Raw genomic sequence first — 23,013 nt, 5'->3', positions numbered from 1 at the left:
GGCTTCCCGGTATAGCCGCCGTTTCACCGCACCCTGGATAAAAAAGGGAAATCCCGGATCGTGTATGCGATCCGGGATTTTTTTTTGCACTTTGATGAATATCCGTTACCTCATACTGGCACTGACCACAAGATGCAACCTGTGCTGCCGATATTGTTATAACGGTCCGGAGAAAACGCCGGCCGATATGCCGGAGTCGGTTTTATACCAGGCCTGCCGGCTGGCGGCAGACAGCGGCCGCCCCTTTCATCTGCAGCTCACCGGGGGCGAGCCGACGCTGATGCCGGCACTGATTGAAAAAGCCGCCCGGTCCGCCCGTGAAAGCGGACTTTGCCGGACTATCGGAATACAGACCAACGGGAGCTGCCTGAGCCCGGAGATGCTGAAAATTTTCAAGACCTACGACATGCAGGTGGGAGTCAGTCTGGACGGCGGTCCGGACGTCCACCAGGCGCAGCGGGGCAAGGCGGCCGAAACCCTTCGCGGCCTGCAGATGCTGGAGTCCGCCGGCATCCCCTTTCGGGTGACAACCGTGGTGACCCGCCACAACACGGCTTTCCTGGATCGCCTGGCGCTTACTCTGGCGGGCTTTTCCTGCGCCCGGGGCATCGGCCTGGATCTTTTGGTGGCCAAAGGCCGGGCCGCTGCAACGGCGGCTGCAGATTTTCCCGACAGCCGGTCCCTGGCAGACGGCAGCAAAGCCATGGCCGCAACCTTGGCTGCGGTTAACGCCTGCAGGCCCCGCCCTATCCGTTTGCGTGAAAAGGATCTGTTGATGCGCGCTGAAAAAAAGCCGGCCTTCTGTCATGCCTGCCGGGGAGAGAGCCTGGCTGTTCATCCGGACGGCCGGCTGTTTCCCTGCGGACAAACTCTGGCGGATGATTCTTTTGCCGCAGGCACCGTCTGGCATCCGGAACCCGGTGCCCTGCAGCGACTGGGTATGTCCAGGCCCGAACAGGCGGACTGTGAACGCTGTGAGATACGGGATCGATGTCCGGGCGACTGCCCCGGCCGGCTCCATTATAACCGGGGAGCGCGTCAGACACTGGTCTGCGACCTGTATCGGGCGCTTTGGAAAACTTCAACCGAAAACCCGCCTGAACGGAGAAAAACGTGATTCATCGATTGTTCCAGACAGCTTTTTTATGTTTTTTGGTTTTGTTGACAGCTCCGGGCACGTCCCCTGCCCTGGCTCACGATCACGATCACTCCGGCCATTCAGGCCAGAGTGCCCACCGGCTGGAGGAGGTAACGGTAACCGCCAAACGGCTGGAAAGCTTTATCCAAGACAATCCGCAGCAGGTGGAAGTTATGGGACGCGATGAAATTCGGGAGCGTAATTTCCTGGACACGGACACAGCCGTAGACGCCATGCCCGGCGTATCGGTGGAGCCCAGCGGCACAGGCCTGGGCGCGCGCATCAGTATCCGCGGCTCCGGCGGCACCGGACGCATTCTGATTTTGGTCAACGGGCGCCCTGCGGGCGGCAGCCAGTACGGCAGCGCGGTTATCGGGGACATCCCGGTTTCCATGATCGAGCGCATCGAAGTCTATAAGCCGCCTGTACCCGTATGGCTGGGTGTCGGCGCATCGTCGGGCGCCATTAATATTGTGTTGGCCCCTGACGGCAAAGCAGACGGCAAAACCCGGCCCTCGGCCCGCTTCCGGGTTTTGGGCGGCTCCTATGGCACAGCGGAAGCCACGGCTTCAAAATCCATGAGCTCTGACAACCAGCGGCTGCAGCTGTCCGCAACCGGCAAGCACACGGACGGCAAGCGCGGAAACAACGATCGCGACAGTGCCAACATCAGCGCCCAATGGGAAATGCAGACCCCCGACGCCCGGGCCTATGACATAAACGGCCGATACTACTACAGCGCCCACGGAAATCCGGGCCGGGATTACAATCCCACTCCGGATGCCGAGCAGACCTTTCAAAAAGCATCCGCGGACTTTCGCGCCCAGGGCATGACAGGCGATACCGGAAGCTACAAAGCCAAGCTGTTTGCCGACGGGGTGCGGCTGGAAGACCGCTCCCAGACCGGACTGGAATCCACCCTGGAGACCCTGGGGATAGGCGTGAAAGGCGAGACCGACTGGTGTGAGGATACGGGCTTGTGGTCCGTGCGGACCGGCGCCTCTGCCAGACATGAAACCGTGGATCATACCTTGAGCGGCGATCATGATCGCCGGCAGATCGGCCTTCACGGCCAGTTCGACCGCCGGCTAGGGGCCTTCTCCGTAAGTGCCGGCGCAAGAGGGGATTGGGCATCGGATTTCGACCCGGCGCCTGGCGGCAATCTGGGGATTTCTTTTAAACCCGGCGCCGGCCGGATCATCAAAGCCGGGGTGGGCTACACGGTCAACATTCCCACCTTCGGCCAGCTCTACCAGCCCAGCCACGGCTCTATCGACCAGGTCCGGGGCAACCCCGATCTTGACGAGGAAAGGGTGATCAGCAGCAGCCTGGGATTTATACAAAAGGCGGGCGAGACCGGTGGAATCTCTGTCACCCTGTTTCGCGAGGATGTGAAGGACCTGATCGCCTACCAGGAATTCGCGGATACCATCAAGCGGCCTGTCAACATCGCCGATGCCTGGCGCTGTGGTGTTGAAATCAATGTCAAGTGGCAGCCGTTTGAGCAAACCGAGATGAATTTCAACTATATCCGCCAGGAGAGCGAAAACGAGGCCAATGGCGAGGAGCTCACCTACACACCGGCCCAGAAATTCACGGCCACCGTTAAACAGACTCTGAAAAAGACGGACACGCGCCTGGAGATTGACATGGAGGCCGTAAGCGAGCGGTTCAGCGATCTTGAAAACAGCAGGGAAAAGAGGATGGCCGGCTATTTAAGCGTGGACGCAAAAATCGCCCAGCCCCTCAAGTGGGGCGGCCACCCGTTTGAGCTGTTCGTCCAGGTGCGCAACCTGTTTGACAATGATTTTGAAATTCATCACGGCTACCCGAATGACGGATTGCGGGCTTATGCCGGTTTCAATGTTGCGTTATAGGAGCCAGCCATGAAACATCCCATTGTTATTGCCACATTCGGCAGCACGACCCGCGCGCGCCAAATCTACGGACACATCCATACCCGAGTGAAACAGCGTTTTGCCGGCCACGAACCGGCAAGTATCATCTGGTGGTGCTCGACGAGTTTACCTACCTGCGCGACCTCAGCACCCATCCGGGCGAAACCGGGTTGACCCATATCTAATTGGAAAAACAAAATTTTTATTAAACAACAAATTTGAGGGGGTGTTTTTATGTATCTATACTGGCGCATACAACAGGACCTGAACTGCCTGGGCGAAGTGATCCGCTTTCATAATCCCGCCTTTGCCAACGCCCTTCACAAATGGGTGCGCAAGAATTTCAACAGCATTGCCCTGGCAGAAGACTTTTACCCGGACGAAGGCTTCCAAGTACGCCACGGTAAGCAACTCTGCCGGAACTGATTTGGTTTATTTGGCCGAACTTTCCCTTGACAGTCTGCTGTGCAGCCAATATGAATAAAAGTGTTAGGGTGCAGTTTGCTTAATAGGGAATCCCGTGAAAGCCGGGAGCGGTCCCGCCGCTGTAACCCCGATCCGTTTCATGATAACGGAGACCTTTTCAGCCTTTGTGAGCCACTGTAGGGTTTAAACCCCATGGGAAGGCCGCTGAAAAGGCGGGGAAGCCAGAAGACCTGCCTTGACCCATATATCGGTGTTTCTGCGGAGCTACAGATGCCGAGCCTGATGGACAGCTCCGAATGGACAAATTGTTCCATTCGAAATATTGGAGGGCCAAGAAAACTGGGTGCAGCCCTCCGGACACTATTATTTGTGTCCGGAGGGCTTTTTTTATTTGGCAACCCGGTTAAAACAAAGAGCGCGGATTGCTTTCGGATCCGGAATTTGGACAATTTCGAATAATACAGAGCATTTATCCGTACGTGAAATTCTGAAAAATTGATGGCACCGTAAAAAGTCTGATTTCAGATGGTGCCATAAAAAGTTCAAGATCAAGGCTTGCGCAATTTCGAAGAATGCAGCGTACTTAGCCGTACGTGAAATTCTGAGAAATTGCGCGTAACGCAGATATTGCACTTTTTACGGCACCATCAAAGTTGTTTTTAAAAGAACTTTTTAAAAAAAAGGAGGCGTTTTATGGAAAGGGACAAAAACAACAATGACGGCATGGAAAAAATCAAGAATACCGATCATTACAAAGCCCAATACCAGAAAGATTTTGTGGACAAGTGGGATGAACTGATTGACTGGGAAGGTCGGGCCGAAGGTGAAGGTGCCTTCTTTATCAACCTCTTGAAAAACAAGGGAAAGAACAAAATCCTCGACCTGGCCACAGGAACGGGCTACCACTCGGTCACGCTGATGAGCGCCGGTTTTGAAGTTCACAGCGCGGACGGAAGCACGGAAATGCTCCACAAGGCCTGGGAAAACGGGAGGAAACGGAATTTGGTGCTCCGCACTATCCAGGCGGACTGGCGCTGGCTGACCCGTGATATCAAAGAGCGATACGATGCAGTGATATGTCTGGGCAATTCTTTTACTCACCTTTTTGCCGAACCGGATCGCAGAAAAGCACTGGCCGAGTTCTACGCTGTATTGAAATCCGACGGAATCCTGATCATCGATCAGCGCAATTACGATAATATGCTGGAAACCGGATACAGTTCCAAGCACAAATATTATTATGCAGGCGACCGGGTAAAAGCCGAACCGGTCCATATCAGCGATGACCTGGTCATATTTGAATATTGTTTTCCGGACCAGTCGAGCTACAAGCTCAATATGTATCCCCTGCGCAAAGACTATTGCTGCGGTCTGCTCCGCGGTGCGGGCTTCCAGAAAATCACAACATACGGGGATTTTCAAAAGGATTACGGCATCAAACAGACAGACTTTTTCATTCACGTGGCTGAAAAGCAATAGCTTCCGACCCCGCCGCATTACTCAAAAAAACTGCCGCTGCCAGACAGCGGCAGCAAGAGGTTGACATGCATGATTATGGCCCAAGCCCTGCGGCCTTCGGTAAGGCCAAAATTATCGATTTAAACCGCAAAGGCGGAAACCCGGTTCCCAAGGCAAATTTGAACGGCACTGAAGCCTTTCTGGTGAGAACGGAAAAAATCTTTTATCTGGCTTCCCTCTACCTTGATGACAAGCAATGCTATCAGGGATCCGGCTATACGATCTTCGCGGACGGAGAGACCTGGTATTTTTCCATGGACGGCGCCAAGAATCCGAACGTCAGGCAAAAATGCCGAAACGTGGGAAAACGCATTGCCCGCGTCTATAACGGAGAGCTTGAAAAGGGTCGCATTGACGGCTACGGACGATTTTGGTCCGAACATGTGGACCCGGCGGATTCTGCAGACAGATAAATCATGGATATTCCGGATCGTGTCTGGGATCCGGAATTTTTTTGAATTTTGATGGATGTCCGCAACCTCATACTGGCACTGACCACAAGATGCAACCTGTGCTGCCGTTATTGCTATAACGGGGCAAAGAAAACTCCCGCCGACACGCCACAGCCGGTTTTAAACCTGGCCTGCGGGATGTATCGGGCGCTTTGGGAAACATCCAGGGATGCGATTCATGTATATGCCATAACCGGAAACCCGCCTGGACGGAGAAAAACGGGATCCATCGATTGTTCCGGACAGCTTTCTTTTGTTTCTTGTTTTTAAGGAAGTCACAGCAACCGCCAAACGGCTGAAAAACTTTATCCGAAACAATCCGAAGCCAATTGCGTTATAGGAGTCAGCCATGAAACATCCCATTGTTATTGCCGCATTCGGCAGCACGACCCGCGCGCGGCAAATCTACGGACACATCCATGCCCGATTGAAACAGCGTTTTGCCGGCCACGAAATTGTCTGGGCCTACAATTCCCGGATCGTGCGGCACAAAATGAAGCAAAAGGCGGTGGATCTGCCGCCGCCCGCTGCGGTGTTTGATGAACTGGCCGGCCGGGGCTATCAATGGGCCGTGGTACAGTCCCTAAACGTAATCTGCGGCCATGAATTCCATCGTTTAAAGGATGAGGCCCTGAAAGGACCCCTTCGCGTCTCCATCGGCCATTCCCTGCTTTGCAGTGCCGGCGATTTTTTCAAGGCGGCAGAAGCAATAAGGCCGGTTTTTGAAAAAGATCCACAGGAGGCGGTCGTGTTTGTCGGGCATGGCACGGATCACTGCGCCTGGTCGGTCTACCCGGCCTTTGAGTCCCTGTTGCGGCAAAAATACGGCAGCCGGGCCTTTGTCGGAGTCGTGGAAGGAGATTGGCCGGATTGCGCCGCCGTGATCGCAGCCGTGCAGTCGGCCGGCTTTTGCCGGGTGCGGCTCGTGCCTCTGATGCTGGTTGCCGGCGTTCATTTTGAAGAGGATCTGGCCGGTAACGAAGACTCCTGGAAAGGTGCATTTGAATCCGAAAACATCGAGGTCTGTCTGGAGATGGCGGGCCTTGGCACAAATACAGGGATAATCGATATTTTCGGCGATCATATTGAAAGTGCCATAGATGTCATTCCGGAAGATGTTTCACTGACCGGTCAAATGCCGAAATGGCAATGACAATGAATCAACTAAAAACGGTGAGCAAAAAATTTTATTGACACCTTCAAAGGATCGCAATACAAAATAATAGATTTTAAAATTGGAAATCCGAAGTATTTCCAGCAGCACAATTGAACAGAAAGTTCAAACAGCAGGCATAAGAACCAGGATTTATGTGAACACATTGCATTTTCACTTAAATCCTGCTCCACCCGTATAACATAAACAATCCAAAAGCCACGAAGGCAAAAAACAGGTCGAAACCTGTATTGCGCCTTCGTGGCTTTTTTTATTGGCGCTTCATTTTTGATGCCTTCGTAAAAGTCTGATTTCAGATGGTGCCGTAGATGGTGCCGTAAAAGTTCAAGATCAAGGCTTGCGCAATTTCGTAGAATGCAGCGTAGTTATCCGTACGTGAAATTCTGAGAAATTGCGCGTAACGCAGATATTGGACTTTTACGCCGCCATCATTTTTGAATCCATGAATAAAAGGAAGAAAGGAGGTGATGCCAACCCAAAATAAAACAAGCTGAACAAACAGTATGAAGAGGGAAGGCAGCCGCGACCCGCCAGTCTGCTCAAGCTGCCTTCCCGGGCAAAGCCCCCCCGAGGAGAGGTATGCTTTCACTAATTTATTTCCAAATCATCCCTGTGTCAATCCGGCTTTCAACAGGGCCGGCGCTTCGGGCGGGCTTAGCGGCATGTGAAATCATTTTTGAACCAACTCCAAAGGAGAAGGATAAATGAAATTCATTCAGTTACGCTTTGCCCTGTTACTGGCTGCGGGGCTTTTCTTTTGCCTCCCGGCTCAGGCGCAGGCCAAAGAAAACAAAACCAGCGTGCAGCAGGCACCATACCGCCTGGACAGGGTCATTGTCCGGTCCCATCCAATGGGCGAAAAAGCAATGGAGGTAACACCCGATGTCACGGTGATCAACGTTGACAAATTTGAAAAAGCCGGAAGAATTCATCATGTTCAGGACCTGTTAAACGAAATCCCGGGCCTGGACGTCATGCAATCCAATATTACCCCAAGCCCTTCTGAGCAGGTCTACATCAGGGGGCTGGATCAATCGCGGATCCAGATATTTCTGGATGGAAAACCCATGCGGCTGATGGGAAGAATGGGATATTACAAAATCGACTGGACCACTATGCCGATAGACAACGTGGAATCCATTGAAATTATCCGCGGCAGCCACTCCCTTCTTTATCCATTCTCCATGGGCGGCGCCATCAATATCATCACCAAAAAAGGCAAACAGACAGATGATCTCAAACCCGATATCGCTGTTGCTACCGAATTCGGCACCTATGGAGCGGAAAGCCACAGCGCCAACATTGAGGGAGGGTTTTCAAATGCCATCGGCTACGCCCTTGCCCTTGCAGACCGAAGCGGAGACGGATACCTCAGAAACAACGACTACAATACCACCAGCTTCAATTCCCGCATCTCGCTTTTTCTGCCCACTCATGGGACCCTGACGGCCGGCTGGGATTATGTTGATAACCAGACCGGCTATGCAGTGATAAATGATCCGGATGATCCGGCCAGTAACTACGACCCGGACTATCCGGTGGTGCGTGCCGATGAAATCGACACCTTTACCCACGATTATGAGGGCAAAGCCTATGCCGGCGGAGATTCCTACTGGGAAAAAACAACCAATGAATACAGCCTGCTTTTTGAGCAACCCCTCGGCCCCGGTGATCTTGAAGCCCAAATCTATCAGCATCAATCCGAACGCGACAGATTTTATTACAATGCAAGCGGAGAACAAAATAAACAACCGGGGACTGAAGAATTAAATACAGGCGTCTATATCAAATACCTCGACTGCGACCTGGCACAGAACCATTCCTTCTCCATTGGAGGAGAATACCGGGCCCAGGGAGATGATGACAACGAGGATTTTTATGAAATCCTGTCCGCCTATTTCCAGGATGCCTGGACCATCTCACCGGCTCTGACCCTTACCTGGGGGACCCGTTACTATGAATTCCGCAGCGATGCCTATCAGGCGGGATTCCCCGGATGGGGCATATTTTATCAGCTCAGTCCTGAAGAACAGGCAAAATATGAATATCGCCGGGTTGAAAAGGAGTGGTGTCCCAAGGCCCGCCTGAATTATGAACTGAATCCGGACCTGTCCCTTTATGCCTCCGTGAGCCGTGAAATGCGCACGCCTTGAATCTGAGACCTCTGGAGATGGGCGCAGGGTGCGTCCACAGAAGCTTATATGGCGGCAAACCCGGAACTTGAGACCGAAACATCCTGGACATATGAAACCGGGTTTATAAAAAAATTGCGCTTTGACACCAAGTTCCGCGCAGCTGCGTATTACATGGATATTTCGGACTATCAGCAACACAACTATATCTCTGGCGAACCAAGCGCACAGGTCTACAACATTGACGTGGAACTCTACGGTTTTGAACTCGAACTCAGCAAAAGCCTGTCCAACGGCTTAAGCGGCTACCTCAACTATTCATGGAAAAACTGGTCCCATGATGATCATCCTTTTGACTCCAAAGGGACCCATTACTTTATGGAGAACCAGCCGCAAAACACCGTCAAGACGGGACTGCATTACAGGCTCTGGAAAGGCGGCAGGGTATCGCTCAACGCAAAATACATCGATGAGCGGCAAAGCAAGCAGGATCAGATACTGGGTGACGTGATCACGGTGGATATCGGTGCGCAGCATACGTTTCATCTCGGATATACCGACTTTACCCTTAAAGGCTATGTCAACAATCTTACCGACCAGGACTATGAACTGCGGGCGGGTTACCCCATGCCGGGCATTACCGCCGGCATTCGGAGCGAATTTACATTCTGAATTTCTTACTTATCATCGCTTTCCGGCGGGGGACAAAAGGTTCCCGCCGGAGGCGATGATTGACTGGAGATTGGCATCATGAACCGGATACTGATTTGTATATGCACGTTGTGCGCATTATTGATGGTTTCGCCGCTTATGGCCGACACACTTACTGTAACCGATATGTCCGGCCGGTCGGTAACCGTGCCCCGTGATCCGGAACGAATCATATGCCTGGGGCCGGGGACATTGCGTCTCATCGTTTATCTCCGGGCCCTGGACAACGTTGTCGGGGTGGAATCCCTGGAAAAACAGCATCCCCGGGGACGTCCGTATTGGCTGGCCAACCCCGGACTCCACGACCTTCCGGTATGCGGACCCGGAGGACCGGCCAGCATCAATCAAAAACCGGATATGGAAGTGATTGTCAGGCTGGACCCTGAACTCATTTTTGTGACCTACATGGACGGGTCTTTGGCTGAAGAAGTACAGTCCGTTCTGGACATTCCTGTAGTCGTTCTGAGTTATGGCGCTTTTGCCACCTTTGACCCCACGGTTTTTGACTCCCTGGATCTGGCCGGCCGGATCCTGGACCGAAAACAACGGGCGGCGTCAGTGACCCAATATATCCTGGATGCGCAAAGCGACTTGCTGGCCCGGGCAAAACAAAGCACTGCCCCGAAAAAGCCAGAGGCATACGTGGGCGGTATCGGATACCGGGGGGTGCAGGGGCTTGAAAGCACGGAACAGAAATACGCCCCGTTTGACTGGGTATTGGTGGACAATATTGCCAGGGACATGGACGCGCGGCAAAGAACCCATGTGTTTACCAACAAGGAGACGCTTCTCAAGCTGAATCCCGGAACAATCTTTATCGACGGAGGGGGGCTGGCTCTGGCCGCCAGGGCCTACAAAAAAAATCCCGGAATTTATAATGCCCTGGCGGCTTTTGCCCGGGATCGAGTTTATATGCTGCACCCGTTTAACTGGTATACGACCAATATCGGCACGGTGCTGTGTGATGCCTATGCTGTTGGCAAAATCATGCACCCGGAGCCCTTTGCCGACGTGGATCTATCTGAAAAGGCAGACGAAATATACACTTTTCTGATCGGGGCGCCTGTACATGAACATATGGTCAAAGATTACGGTCCCCTTGGGTCAAAAGCCCCGTTCATTCGAAGAAACCGGAGGTAATCATGTTGCAGACTTCAAGCGGCCACGGCCGGGAATATAAACTCAATACAGCCAAGGCGGAATTTTTTGACGCCCATGCGGAATCCCCGTGGGCTGCGCTGGAATACTCGCCCGAAGAAAAAGCCAGGATCCGGCAGGCAATCCAATCCCTTCCAAGCCTGCACGGACAGACCGTGCTTGAGCCCGGATGCGGCACCGGCCGTTTGACCCGTATCCTGGCCGAACAGGTGGGTCCGCAGGGCCGGATTCTGGCCATGGACATCAGCTCCAAAATGGTACAAAAGGCTCACCGCAAGGTGGGAAAATTGCCCAATGTACATCTGCGCTGCGCGGCCATGGAAGCCTGCATTTTGCCCGGGGAGGAAGTGGATCTGGTTTTTTGTCACCAGGTCTTTCCCCATTTTGACGACCCGCAACAAGCCGCCAAAATCATGGCCGGGTGCCTGCGTCCCGGCGGAAGGCTGATGATCCTGCACCTGATTGGCAGCAATGAGATCAATGACCTGCACCGTAAGGCGGGAACGGCTGTGGCCCGGGACATGATGCCGGATCAGCAGGAATTGCAGCAGATGTTAAACCGGGCGGGTCTTGATATTGAGAAGATCAACGACGCCCATGACCATTTTGTTCTCATAGCGGGCAAGGGCACAGTCCCCGGGGCTGTACAGACAACAACCTGAACCGGGCATTTCAAATTTTGCCGCATATGGTGTGTCAGCGGGATAAACAATAAATGCAAGTCTGAAAAGGCCAGAAAAAATGAAACAGCATGAGGTGAAAGCCGGATTTGAAAAATGGTCTGTGTTTGAAAAAGCCAAAAAAGCCAACCGGATGTGCCATACAGAGGCGTATCAGGGGCTCAGGGAAATCCTGACAAAGAAATGCGCACCTTGTCCCCGGATCCTGGATATCGGGTGCGGGGACGCAGATGATATCTCGCTGATTCTGGAAGACCATCCTGTTTCTGAATACATCGGTATCGACAATTCGCCGCAGGTTCTCGGGCAAGCCCGGTCCCATCTGTATCAGCGACTGTCCTGTACATGGCATCTCATCTGTGCGGATTACACCGAGGCCCTGCACAGCATTCAGGCCCCCATGGATGTGATCTGGCTCGGTCTTTTCCTCCATCATCTGCCTCAGGAACAAAAGCGGTTATTCTTTCAACAAGCCTTCACGCTTTTGTCCCCGGCAGGAGCCGTTATATGCCACGACCCCGTGCTCCTGGAAACAGAAAACCGGGCCGGGTTCCTGGAGCGCATCTCCCTTGCCTGCCGGAACTGGCCGGAACTGACCCCTGATGAGAAAGAGATGCTCTGCCGTCACTGGTCTGATCATGGCCGGCAGGAGCATATCCCCATGCTGGAAGAAATCGCCGGGGAATCCGGGTTTTCACAAACGGAAATACTGTGGCGGGACCCGGACGCCTTCTACGCCCTGCTGGCCTTCCGGCGCTGAGCCACTGCATCAATTGGACTTCAACTGTAATAATGTCCTTTGACGTGGTCTTACAGCGGGACATTGGCCCTGTCGCCGGATAAAGGTCTTCTGTGTGGACAGCAATAAACTTTGCGGTATCCCGGGCGTGATCCCCTGCTGAAATAAACAGGCAGACATATTTCAGGGCGTCTGGTGTCACGCGGTATTTTATGACAATAAAAACGCTGTTGACAACAGATCCGGGCATGCATTAAAAAAAAGTGTACCTGTCAGGGTGCCGGGAGATACCTGCAGAAGATTTGGCGGGCAGCTTCCGGGTAAAAGGAAAGATGGTGCAAGTCCATCGCATGCCAGCCGTTGCCGTGATCCGGGGACAACAACCGCATAAGGCCACTTTCAGGAAGTCACTGCCTGGGGGGAAGGCGCGGTTCAAGGAAGATCCGTAAGCCGGAAAGCCTGCCCTGACGGAAGTTAAGGATTTTTGCTGGATCAAATCCTTCTGATAACATTTATCAGGAGGTGTTTTGTGACAGCAGCAATCCATCACGAATTCGGTGCCCTCATTTCCCGGCTGACCCGCCGTGAAAACCTTTCCCGCAAAGAAGCTGAACAGGCTTTTGCCACTGTTTTAAACGATTCCACCACCCAAATGCAGCAGGGCGCTTTTCTTGCCGCCCTTAGGACAAAAGGCGAAACAGAGGCGGAAATCGCCGGCGCCTGGGATGCCATCTATCAACTGGACACGGTCAAAATTCCCCTTAGCCCCGGCCTGCTGCCGGTTGAAAACAGCGGCACCGGCATGGACACTTTCAAGACCTTTAATATCAGTACGGCAGCAGCCGTGGCCGCAGCCGCACGAGGCATTTGCATGGCCCGGCACGGCTCCCGGTCCATTACTTCAAGCTGCGGAACAGTGGATATGGCCGAGGCCCTTGGCGTGGATGTCGAATGCCCGGCCGAAATGGTGGCGAGAAGCATTGAAAACGCCGGTATCGGCCTTTTCAACGGCATGAGCGCCACTGTTCATCCCGGCGCCCTGGGCCGGATTCTGTCTATGATCCACTTTGGCTCCACCCTCAATATTGCAGCATCGCTGGCCAACCCGGCCATGCCCGCAACGGGTTTGCGGGGCGTGTATGACCGGGAGATGATCCTGCCGGTCATCCGGGTAATGAAAGCCATCGGCTACCAAAAAGCCATTGTTGTCCACGGGGCAGCAGACGGCGCAGCCCCTGAGCAGACCGGAATGGATGAAGCCTCGGTAATCGGGCCCACTTTTTGTGCAAGGCTTCTTGAATCCGGCGAAATTGAAACCTTTACCCTTTATCCGCAGACATACGGCCTGGGCAAAGGCGATCCCGGGGATCTGGCGCCTTCAGGCAACATGGACACAGAGACCCGCCGCTTTGTCCGCCTTATGCGCAACAAGGAAAACAGTCTCCGTAAAGAAGCGGTCATGCTCAATGCCGCACTGATTTTCTATGCCGCGGACATGGTCTCAGGCATTGATGACGGCCTGGAAATCGCCGCCAATGCCATGGAAAGCGGGGACGCATTGGCCACCTTGCGGGCCTGGGTTGCCGCTCAGAACCGGGACCCGGAAACAGGACTGCAAACCCTGGAGAAATGGATTGAATAGCAACAGCCCTGCAAGCAAAGGGATGATTGCCGCAGAGGAGGGGCTATGAGGATAGTGTTGACCGACCGCAGATGCCTGGAAATCCAAAACAACAACAAACTGGAAAAAAGCGGCAAAGGCGAGATACGCCTTCGGGTGCTTTACTGCGCCATATGCCGGACAGATGCAAAGATGTGGGACCAGGGGCACCGGGATCTGATCCTGCCCCGGGTGCCCGGCCATGAAATGGCGGTTGCCGACAACCGGGGAAACCGTTACGTCATATGGCCGGGTATCAGCTGCGGCACATGTGTGCACTGCCGGGCAGGACGGGAAAACCGGTGTGAACATCTACAAATTCTGGGATTTCACAGGGACGGCGGTTTTGCCGACGAAATCATCGCCCCTGCGCACAGCCTGATCCCTGTTCCCGAAACCCTGGATCCGGCCATTTCCTGTTTTGCCGAGCCAATGGGCTGTATTTTCCATGCCCTGGCAAACTTCCCTGTAAAGAAAAACCCTCGCTTTTTGATTTACGGCGGCGGCACCATGGGGCTTTTGGCCGGCCTCGTCATTCAGGCGGCCGGGGGCAAACCCATGATAATTGAAAAAAACAAGGAAAAAATCCAGGCTGCGCACCCCTTTTTAAAGGCCACCACAATAGCATGCGCGACCCATACCCGCGAAAGCGGCTTTGATGCTGTCATCAATGCCTGCCCGGATATCCAAGCCTTTGCCGACGGATTGAAAAAACTGCGAAAAGGCGGCCATTTCCTGTTTTTCAGCGGCCTGACAAAAAACGCAACCATTGAGACCGATCTGATTGACCTGATCCACTACCATGAGATTACAATCTCAGGCAGCTACGGATTGGCACCTGCGGATATGCAGCGCGCCGTGAGCTTTCTGGATGCCCATCAACGGATTCCGGCAACATTGATCCAGGGCATTGCTGCCCCGGAAAACGCCCCCGATCTCTTGCCGCAGGTGCTGGCCGGAAAGGGATTTAAGTATATACTGGATTTTACCGGCTCTTTGAGCAGGGAATATGCCGGCCAAAATCATCAGGGGACAAGCCAGGGCCCAATTTTAGAAACCAAATAAAAAGCTCGCAGGATGCAGGCGCGAATTCATCATTCATCGGGCGCACACGCCAGGGCTCCCAAGCAGCCGCCCTTCCAAGGGGCGACTGCCCGAAACCTGAAAAGGGTTGACAAAATTTTTTTGCCATATTAATTCGAAAATACTTGCTTCAATAGATTATTCTAATAAATAAAGGTTACCTTTACGAACTTCGACTTTCAATAGCACCAGGAAAGTGAAAGCGCAACTGACGATACAAGGCCACATGGGTCTGGTTGCGCTTTTTTGTTGCAGAACGCGGTAAAACAAGGGCCAGGAGCGGTATAAACCAAGCCCCAAAAATTCGGCACTAAACTTGACAAGGAATTTGGAATAACAAATGAGCGCCAAAATTTTTCTCTTGAGAGCAATCATTGCGCTGATCGCTGTCGCCTTTATCAGCGCCTACAACCGGACCGGAATGCCGGTGCTTCTATGGCCGGGGCTTGTGTTTTACGCCGTTTGCTCTCTGATGTACCTGAAGGCCTTTTTGTCTGCGCTTTTCAAAACCCGGCGGGTCTCTGCGGATTTTCTGGTGGTAACGGTCCTGGCGGTTTCATTTTTGGCTGAACAGTATCTGAGCGGTATGCTTGTGGCATGGTTCATCAGCATGGGGCTTGCTGCGTCTTTCTATATGATTGAAACCAGTCAAAAAAAAATCCAGGCCCTGACATCAGAGCGGGAAAAAACAGCAAGAGTTGTCGATGCTGCAGGATCAATGCACGAAGTGCCCATTGACCATGTTGCGAAAAATGAGGTGGTGCTGGTTCCCCAGGGCGAAATGGTGCCCGTGGACGGTGAAATCATTGAAGGAAAGGCGTCCCTGGACGAGGCCATGATTACCGGGGAGCCTTATATGGTTTTTAAAGGGGCCGGGGACCGGGTGTTGTCCGGTGCTGTCAGTGTCAGCGGACAAATCAAAATCCGGGCATCAAAACCCGGGAACCTGTCTTTTATGTATATGCTGGCGGCAGACATCGCCGAATCCCTGAAACATAAACCCCGCATGCAGCAGCGCTCAGATCTTATTGCGCAATTGTTTATTCCCGGGGTGGTTTTTTATGCACTTGGATATCTGTTTCTTTCCGGCATGTCAGGCGGGGATTGGCAACAGGCGATGATGCGCACGGCAGCGATTACCGCCGTCGCCTGCCCCTGTGCATGGGCCCTGGCTGTACCAACGGCCTTTGCATCCATTATCGGCGGCCTTGGATATAAAGGGGTGCTGGTGCGGGGCGGCATCCCCCTGGAAGAAGCGGGAAAGGCCAGGCATGTGGTTTTGGACAAGACCGGCACACTGACCCTGACCCACCCGAAAGTAGAGCAGGTTGTCGGTGTGGATATGGATGCTGATCAAGTATTGCGCCTGGCGGCTGCTGTGGAAAACGGCTTTCTGCACCCCATCGCACAGGCGGTTATCAATTGCGCACGGGACAAAAATATTGCACCGCTTTGCGCCGCTCAATATGATTATTTGCCCGGAACAGGCGTCAAAGCCCGGGTGAATCATACCGAAGTGATTTTGGGGTCTGAGGAGACAATGGCCGGGATGGGCATATCCCTTCCGGAAACAGTTTGCGTCAGCGGCCGTGCTGTATGGGTAGCTGCTGATCATCGGGTTGTCGGTGTGATCGGGATCTCCGATGAGCTGAGGGCTTCTGCGGACAGCCTGGGATTGCGGTTTAAGGAAAAAGGCATTGCCGACGTCTTCCTGGCCACGGGCGACCGGGAAGAAGGGGAAGCCAGGCGGGTGGCCCGGATCATTGGTGCAGACCATTACCAATGGATGATGACAGCAGAGGAAAAAACTGCACTGGCAAGTCAGCTGGCCAAGGAGGGTGGCGTGATCATGATCGGTGATGGCGTCAACGACGCCGCAGCAATGGCGGCGGCAAACGTGGGCGTTGCTGTCGGGGCCCATCAGGCCGAACTGTCAGTCAGAGCGGCGGATATCGTGGTTTTAAACGATGACGCGGCTGTTTTGCCCGGAATTATCAATGCCGGACGGCAGTTGCGGCACGTCATCAATACCAACTATGCCTGGGCCGTGGTTTTTAACCTGGCGGGCATCAGCCTGGCCACGGCCGGTATTCTCAGCCCCTGGCTGGCCGCCCTGGTTCATCATGGGTCTTCGGTATTTGTGGTGGCCAACTCGGCCCGGCTGGTGAAACAGTGAAGCCTCAGGACAAATCCCGCGCTCAGTCGATTTCCCCTTCAGGACCGGCCTTTGAAAAGAAACAAATGCATAAAAAATATCATTTAGCAAGACCATGAAACTTTCAATGCCAATTAAAAGCGGAGGTTTGAAAAAATGAATCCCAAAGACGATCAATTACAACCTGATTTTGCGCCCTTGGCTGACTGGCTTTTGGGTCCGATTCGGCTCGCCCTGATGGATGCGGCCATGGAACTGGAATTGCCTGACCTTTTGACTAAAACCGGAGATCCTGATAAATTGGCCTCCCGCCTCAAAGTGCATCGTCAAAATTTATGTTTGTTTTTAGACGCATTAACAGGTTTGGGTCTGACTGAAAAAGAGGACGGCTTTTATTACAACACGCCTTTGGCCGACAGGTACCTGCGCCGTGACCGGGAAACATGGCTGGGAGAGATGCTGCACAACCTTAGAAATATACAGCATCGCAACCTGGATAATATGGTTGAACTAATCCGGAGTGGTCCATCTGAACTAAAGGGCGAAAAGCGCCTGGAGTCAGAGGAACAATGGAAAAACTTTGCCGGCCATTTGATTAATTACCAAAAATCCGGCCTTGCACGGTTGGCTGCGGATATCGCGGAATCGCTACCCGAATTTCCGCATGTCAAAAAGATGCTGGATTTGGGAGGCGGACCGGGACTGGCCGGGATGGCTATTTTGCAACGGCACCCGCGCCTGGAAGGCGTGCTATGCGATATGCCCTCAATGATCAGCGTGGCCCGGGAACAGGCGCAAGCAAAAGGCTTGCAGGGACGAATGACCTATATATCCGGTGATTACAACCAGGTTGATTTGGGCGAAAGCTATGATTTGATCTGGACAAGCCATGCCCTTTATTATGTGCAAAATTTTTCTCATTTTTTCAGCCGCATCTATAACTCCCTGAATCCCGGCGGTGTATTTCTGAGCCTGCACGAAGGGCTTTGCAACGAACGCACTTTCCCTCCTTATCATGTTTTAGCCCGAATTTCCCTGGCCTTGGAAGGACAGGACGTTTCATTCAGCCAGGGTTTTATCGCAGAAAAAATGCGGGAATCCGGTTTTGCAAAAATCGACAGCCAAAGCCTGGAATTGTCTATGGGACCGGTCTGGCTCGACATTGCCAGAAAAAGCGAAACAATCTTTAGTGCCCCCAACCCGGGTTAAACTGCTCGGCATGGTTAAGGATTCTGTTCTCAATACTTTTTCTGTAATTGTCCATTCGGGAAAAATCCATATTGGGAGTATAGAACTGCTCAATTTTTTCATGCGTCAATTTGGCCACATGCAGGGTTTCCACTGCTTTCTCAAGAAGATACCCGGAGTTTGCCTTTTCTTCTGCCAATTCCCGGGTCTTTTCTTTTACCCATGGCGCAAGACATTCATTCAAATCATAAATATATGGGTTTTGTTCCGGAAACTCTTTTGGTTTTGCGGTTAGCAAAACATTTGGTTCCGGCAAAAAAAGATGTTCCATATAATTGCGGTCCAGGGGATTGTGGCAAATTTCCACTTTAATGCCTTTTACTCTAGCGATCTCTGCAGCATGATTGATAATTTTCGACCGCCCGGCGCCATGCTCGCCGACAAGGCCAATAATGGTGGTTTCAGGACTTAAAAACGTTTCCAAATGAGAAAGCGTGCCAAAAGGCGTAATAGAGCTGACAAACAGGTTTCTTTCTGAAGCATGAAACCCGGCATCATTGCAATGGACAAACAGGGTCTCTGTAATTTTTGCCATAAGTTTATTTATTTTTATCTCCACTGCCGCTTCTGCGCAAAGCGAGGCCACGTTGTCCAGAATTGTCCGGGCGGCATGTAAATAACGACAGGCCTGATGAAAGTGCCGGGCAACTGTTGATTGGATGTCTCTGATTTGTTTATAATGCGGACGGATGCCATCTTCGTCCCAGAACATCCCCAAATCCAGAATTTCATCCAGCGCACCCGGAACCTGCGGATCAAAAGCATGATGACCGGTTGCTGCAACAACGACGACCCTGATTTCCGGAACGACCACGGCATCAACGGACTCCGGATCAAGCGAACAATGCTGATATTCGATATTGAATCCACGCTCAATCATTGAATTGCCGATCTCTTTTAGGAAGTGCGACTTTCCGGTCCCGGGACCACCTTTTACAATAAAAATCCGACCATTATCCAATTCATGAAGAAAATCATAATAAGTATGAAACCCTGCGGAAGTGTTGCAGCCGAAGAAGCATCTTCGTATTCTGGGTTCAGTCCGTGCGATATCCATATCATCTCCCTGTTTTCTAAAAGCAAAGCTTATTCAAGTTTGACAGTTCTGGTTCCTGCTTTGTTTGATTTTAAATAGAGCCCTTCCATCCCGACTGTACGAACACGCCTGGCAATAAGCTCAGTTGCTGTTGTATAGAGGCCATGATCACACATTCGCTCAAAATAAATCCCACCGGAAAATGTGTAGCGTTGCTTCAGGCCACCAGGCATTCTCAGGGCTTCTTCCTCAAAGGCGATAAGATCACCAGCAACCAAATCACGGGGGATTTCGATTAAGGGGTGTCCATTTGCACATTTGACAGCGTTGAGTCCGGCCAGACTTCCTGTAACCATGGCTTCGGTATGCCCCACGAAAAAGCCGGATTTTTCACCTGCACAAAACAGGTTGGCAGAGCCGCAAACCTTAAGCGAATTATCTCTGGGTGCTCTGGAAAGAAATCTTACCGAGTTGGCATGTCCGCAAGAATGGGCATAGGTAGCGTTCTCTAGACCGGGAAAACGTCTGAGCATTTCCAGGGGATAAAAAGGTGACATCATTTTGGCATACCCCCCCGTATCCAGCAGGATCAAATTTTCAATATAGGCGGGAAGAGAATATTGCCGACACGCTTTGATCCCTGCCATTTCCGGACGAACCAATTCGCCGGGGACAGGCAAAATAACGCTGCCCAAGCTTTCCAATTCGCTTAGCAATGCTGGATGAAGCGAATCTTTATTCAACTCACATGAACCGCTGAAAGACCCCTTGCTGCCATTATTTCTCAGCCCGACATCGTCCTTTATGCCGGCCTTATGCGCAATACTGACGCGAGGCCCAAAAGCCGGGCACCGCAGAACGCACATCCCGCAGCCGTTCCCATAGCGTGAGCAGTTGCCCATGGGGCCGGCAGACCCGGTTGTTTCTACAAACACATCGGCATCAAAAAAAACATCATCTGCAGTTACAACGCTTTCAACCCTTCGGCCGCACGTAACGACATCAACAACACGATGGCAGAAATTCAGCTGAACGCCTTTTTCTGTGAGCAAACCGCGGACTTTTGGCTCAACATGCATGCTCGAATATAACGTAGCGTGTTCATGCCCGGGGAAACTGACATTTTTATGTTGGGCAGCTTCATCTGTAATGCTTATCAGTTCGCCTCCCCCCATGGCGATAAGTTCTTCAGCAGCTGTAAAGCGCCCATTATTACGCATTATGCCGCCTGCAAGCCCGCAGCCGAGAAGCATGTCTGTTCTCTCCAAAAGCACCACTGAAGCGCCGGCTTTCCGGGCTGTAAGTGCAGCAGCGCAGCCGGCCCATCCACCTCCGATAACAATCACCCGAGCCATGTCTTTCCCCCCTTCCGCATTCAATGGATCATTATTCTTATTCCGGATTTATGATGCATGCTTATTCAGGACAAACTCTGGATTCAGGCAGGCTTTGCAGGTTCGAACTTGTTTGCCTTTCATTTCAACGGTACAACTGCCACATATGCCTTCTCCACAACATATCTGCTGATTATTGGAAATCGCAAGCACCGGCAATATCTCCAGCTCAGCAAGCAACGATCGTATCAACATGTGTTGCCGATGATCACCACCGCTGAAAATGCAAGCAGGCTTTAGCTGATGCATTATTGATGACAGAAGGGCTTTGCCGCCAGGCCTTTTTAAATCCATTTCAAAAACTTGTACTGTTTGCGGCAGCAGATTACGAATAACGACCGGTTCCTTTTCCCCCAAAAAAACTGCAACGCTATTGCCGTTACGAAGCATTCTTTTTACAGCAAGCGGGCCGGATGCCTGGGCAATGCCATCAAGAACGACAAGACAATTTTCGTTGTGTGTGTTTTCAATATTCCGGGAGCCGAAAATGCCGTTCCAATAAGGGCCCCGTACGGATAGGTTTCTCCCGCAATTTTCAAGTCTTTTTGTTTTAGGACCGATAACAGAAATCAGTACCTGAATTTCCCCTTTGCCGGCATTAGCACTCATGACAGCAAGAGGAATTTCAAAAAACGAAGTATCTTCCTTTTTTTTAAGAAATACAAAACTGCCGGGATGACACAATTCTTCAGATAGCGCCTGACCCACATCAAGGCGCAGTAGAAGCAGGTGATTGTGAATTGTTTCTTTTTCAAGAACGTCCGCAATGATTGATTTTCGGCCGGGCCCCTTACCGGCTTTACGACACCATTGATATTCCTGAAATACACATGTACCGTTCCAGTCGCAGTCACAATTTTCATACCCGCAAAGTAACGGGCACATAACACACTCTCCCAGTTCGGCCAGGGCACAGGGACAATATTCGGTTCCGGCATCAATACATCTAAAAAACGAAGGGCTTTTTCTTCCAGGCTTTGTGTCGGCATCCATAAGGTTCTCCTTTGCTGCTTTGTCGTAAACAATATACAACATCTTGAAATTTTATATGATATCGAGATGCCATACTTAAAACCATTAAGCAGGAGAAGCATCTGTTTTAAGAAGAAAAAGATAGTAAAAAGCAGCTGCCACAACAACAATCTCTTCATAACAGTTAACATACCCAAAACACTTAGAGATATTGACAAACGCCCAGATCATAACGAGGATACCAATTGCTTTGTCGTCTTGCGGATAAGCCGCACATAAAAGTGCAAGCGTATATCCGGCAAGAGGACAGGGGAACATCGATAGCGCGATAAACCCGTGCCCGGTTAAAATTCCAAAAACAGGAAATAAAAAAGACAAGATAATCAAAAAAACAGAGATCCGCCGACGCCAATTGTTGAGAGGAAAATTGAATTTTATTTTTTTTGTAAAAAACAAATCAAACAGAAAAAGAACAGCCACTACAAGATATAATGGTCCCCCTAAAAATTTTGCAGTTGGACTTTTGCCGCAATAAACGATGAAACAGGCAATACCATTCCACGCAAACGCAAAAAAAAGAAACAATTTAACAAATGCATCCGTTTGCTTGCCAGGGCGGTAAAAAGCTAAAAAAAATGCTATCAATGCACCAATGATAAGCAGCAGCTGAATAACGATGGTGTCATCCCTGAAGTTTTTCAGTATATTCCAAAATATTTCTGAAGTAGACATAAAAAATTAAATTTTCAGCAGATAAAAGTTATTTGAAATATGTGCGCCAAAAGCCCCCTGCTTTATAAAACATTGAAATTTTCTTATCACAAATTGACAAAAGCAATATTTTGGCTGCAGCGCTTGTTTAGAAACGGTAAGTCGCCTTAACGCCAAACATTCTGGGATCTCCGTCCTGCCCCAGCTGGTCCCCGCCCCAGTCAACCTTTCTCTTTGCATATTTTTCGTCAAAGACATTTTTCGCCCACAAAATGATGTCGTAGTGCCGGGATTCATAGCCTATGCGCAGGTTAACGAGCTGGTAAGCGCTTTGCTTTATGTCGTTCTTGGTATCAAAATAAAAATCTCCCACCCCCAGCAAATCGACTCTTCCGAAAAATCCACAGGCCATTCGGTATTGCGCGCCGAGGTTATAGGTATACTCCGGGGCATTTGGCAGGTCCTTGCCTGAATACTCATATTGCCCAAAATCAGCTTCAGTCGCCGTCCATTTGTCAATCTCCGTGTCCATGTAGCCAACACCGGCAATCAGATCCAGTCCGATCGGCGTACTGGCCTGCACCTCCAGTTCAACACCTTGCGAATGAGCTTCAGCGGCATTTTTTATTTTCCTTGCCCCCATCACACCGGGAACATACTCAGTGACCTGCTTGTCCTCTATATCGATATAAAAAACGGATAAATTGGCCTTAAGCCGATTATCCAGC

20 protein-coding genes and 2 riboswitches are annotated in these 23,013 nt (G+C 51.6%); of the genes, 14 read left to right on the top strand and 6 right to left on the bottom strand.

Annotation, left to right across the window (positions count from 1 at the left end):
- Positions 1–64: 64 nt before the first annotated feature.
- From HNR65_RS12030 to HNR65_RS12005, 6 genes are all read left to right on the top strand, one after another.
- Positions 65–1,117, top strand: coding sequence for a radical SAM/SPASM domain-containing protein (locus HNR65_RS12030; protein ID WP_332309028.1), 1,053 nt, complete (start codon positions 65–67; stop codon positions 1,115–1,117).
- Positions 1,114–3,015: a TonB-dependent receptor plug domain-containing protein gene (locus HNR65_RS12025; RefSeq protein WP_181551762.1), complete on the top strand. Its 1,902-nt coding sequence runs from the start codon at positions 1,114–1,116 to the stop codon at positions 3,013–3,015. Before HNR65_RS12030 ends, HNR65_RS12025 begins: the two co-directional genes overlap by 4 nt.
- Before the next feature lie 255 nt (positions 3,016–3,270).
- Positions 3,271–3,462 carry a hypothetical protein gene (locus HNR65_RS12020; RefSeq protein WP_181551761.1) on the top strand — a complete coding sequence of 64 codons (192 nt, stop codon included), beginning with the start codon at positions 3,271–3,273 and terminating at the stop codon, positions 3,460–3,462.
- A 49-nt stretch (positions 3,463–3,511) separates the two neighbouring features.
- A riboswitch (cobalamin riboswitch) is annotated at positions 3,512–3,714 on the top strand.
- 441 nt (positions 3,715–4,155) lie between these two features.
- On the top strand, positions 4,156–4,941 hold the full coding sequence (locus HNR65_RS12015; protein ID WP_181551760.1) for a glycine/sarcosine N-methyltransferase: 786 nt from the start codon (positions 4,156–4,158) through the stop codon (positions 4,939–4,941).
- A gap of 65 nt (positions 4,942–5,006) precedes the next feature.
- Entirely contained in the window at positions 5,007–5,393 is a 387-nt protein-coding gene (locus HNR65_RS12010; protein WP_181551759.1) for a hypothetical protein, read from the top strand.
- A gap of 388 nt (positions 5,394–5,781) precedes the next feature.
- Positions 5,782–6,585, top strand: a complete 804-nt coding sequence (locus HNR65_RS12005) for a sirohydrochlorin cobaltochelatase (RefSeq protein WP_181551758.1) — start codon at positions 5,782–5,784, stop codon at positions 6,583–6,585.
- A 313-nt stretch (positions 6,586–6,898) separates the two neighbouring features.
- Here the strand turns inward: HNR65_RS12005 and HNR65_RS12000 are convergent, their stop codons facing one another.
- Entirely contained in the window at positions 6,899–7,195 is a 297-nt protein-coding gene (locus tag HNR65_RS12000) for a hypothetical protein (protein WP_181551757.1), read from the bottom strand.
- A gap of 115 nt (positions 7,196–7,310) precedes the next feature.
- Here HNR65_RS12000 and HNR65_RS18030 point away from each other — a divergent pair, with 115 nt between their 5' ends.
- The 8 genes from HNR65_RS18030 (at position 7,311) to HNR65_RS11955 (ending at position 18,133) form a co-directional block, all read left to right on the top strand.
- Complete coding sequence (locus HNR65_RS18030) at positions 7,311–9,410, top strand: TonB-dependent receptor, PUIUD motif-type (RefSeq protein ID WP_419836648.1); 2,100 nt, start codon at positions 7,311–7,313, stop codon at positions 9,408–9,410.
- 78 nt (positions 9,411–9,488) lie between these two features.
- Complete coding sequence (locus tag HNR65_RS11985) at positions 9,489–10,589, top strand: ABC transporter substrate-binding protein (RefSeq protein ID WP_181551754.1); 1,101 nt, start codon at positions 9,489–9,491, stop codon at positions 10,587–10,589.
- Between the two features lie 2 nt (positions 10,590–10,591).
- Positions 10,592–11,269, top strand: coding sequence for a class I SAM-dependent methyltransferase (locus HNR65_RS11980; protein ID WP_181551753.1), 678 nt, complete (start codon positions 10,592–10,594; stop codon positions 11,267–11,269).
- Positions 11,270–11,348: 79 nt separating this feature from the next.
- On the top strand, positions 11,349–12,047 hold the full coding sequence (locus tag HNR65_RS11975; RefSeq protein WP_181551752.1) for a class I SAM-dependent methyltransferase: 699 nt from the start codon (positions 11,349–11,351) through the stop codon (positions 12,045–12,047).
- Between the two features lie 237 nt (positions 12,048–12,284).
- A riboswitch (cobalamin riboswitch) is annotated at positions 12,285–12,507 on the top strand.
- A 48-nt stretch (positions 12,508–12,555) separates the two neighbouring features.
- A complete protein-coding gene (trpD, locus tag HNR65_RS11970) occupies positions 12,556–13,668 on the top strand; it encodes an anthranilate phosphoribosyltransferase (protein WP_181551751.1) in 1,113 nt (370 codons plus the stop codon).
- Between the two features lie 45 nt (positions 13,669–13,713).
- Positions 13,714–14,751: an alcohol dehydrogenase catalytic domain-containing protein gene (locus HNR65_RS11965; protein WP_181551750.1), complete on the top strand. Its 1,038-nt coding sequence runs from the start codon at positions 13,714–13,716 to the stop codon at positions 14,749–14,751.
- Between the two features lie 358 nt (positions 14,752–15,109).
- Positions 15,110–16,945, top strand: coding sequence for a heavy metal translocating P-type ATPase (locus HNR65_RS11960; protein WP_181551749.1), 1,836 nt, complete (start codon positions 15,110–15,112; stop codon positions 16,943–16,945).
- 135 nt (positions 16,946–17,080) lie between these two features.
- A complete protein-coding gene (locus HNR65_RS11955; protein ID WP_181551748.1) occupies positions 17,081–18,133 on the top strand; it encodes a class I SAM-dependent methyltransferase in 1,053 nt (350 codons plus the stop codon).
- Here HNR65_RS11955 and HNR65_RS11950 read toward each other — a convergent pair.
- From HNR65_RS11950 to HNR65_RS11930, 5 genes are all read right to left on the bottom strand, one after another.
- Positions 18,111–19,229, bottom strand: coding sequence for a hypothetical protein (locus tag HNR65_RS11950; protein WP_181551747.1), 1,119 nt, complete (start codon positions 19,227–19,229; stop codon positions 18,111–18,113). The two genes, HNR65_RS11955 and HNR65_RS11950, sit on opposite strands and share 23 nt — an antisense overlap.
- Before the next feature lie 29 nt (positions 19,230–19,258).
- Positions 19,259–20,563 (bottom strand): FAD-dependent oxidoreductase, encoded by a 1,305-nt coding sequence (locus tag HNR65_RS11945; protein WP_181551746.1) that lies wholly within the window; start codon positions 20,561–20,563, stop codon positions 19,259–19,261.
- Between the two features lie 48 nt (positions 20,564–20,611).
- Complete coding sequence (locus HNR65_RS11940; protein ID WP_181551745.1) at positions 20,612–21,595, bottom strand: sulfide/dihydroorotate dehydrogenase-like FAD/NAD-binding protein; 984 nt, start codon at positions 21,593–21,595, stop codon at positions 20,612–20,614.
- Positions 21,596–21,679: 84 nt separating this feature from the next.
- Positions 21,680–22,306, bottom strand: coding sequence for a DUF6064 family protein (locus HNR65_RS11935; RefSeq protein WP_181551744.1), 627 nt, complete (start codon positions 22,304–22,306; stop codon positions 21,680–21,682).
- Between the two features lie 127 nt (positions 22,307–22,433).
- Positions 22,434–23,013, bottom strand: a 580-nt coding sequence (locus HNR65_RS11930; protein WP_181551743.1) for a TonB-dependent receptor domain-containing protein, incomplete at its 5' end; no start/stop codon positions are given.

Origin of the sequence: Desulfosalsimonas propionicica, from assembly GCF_013761005.1 — a bacterium.
GTDB lineage: Bacteria > Desulfobacterota > Desulfobacteria > Desulfobacterales > Desulfosalsimonadaceae > Desulfosalsimonas > Desulfosalsimonas propionicica.
The sequence above is the reverse complement of the archived record's forward strand: the minus strand, read 5'-3'. Positions and strand labels throughout refer to the sequence as shown.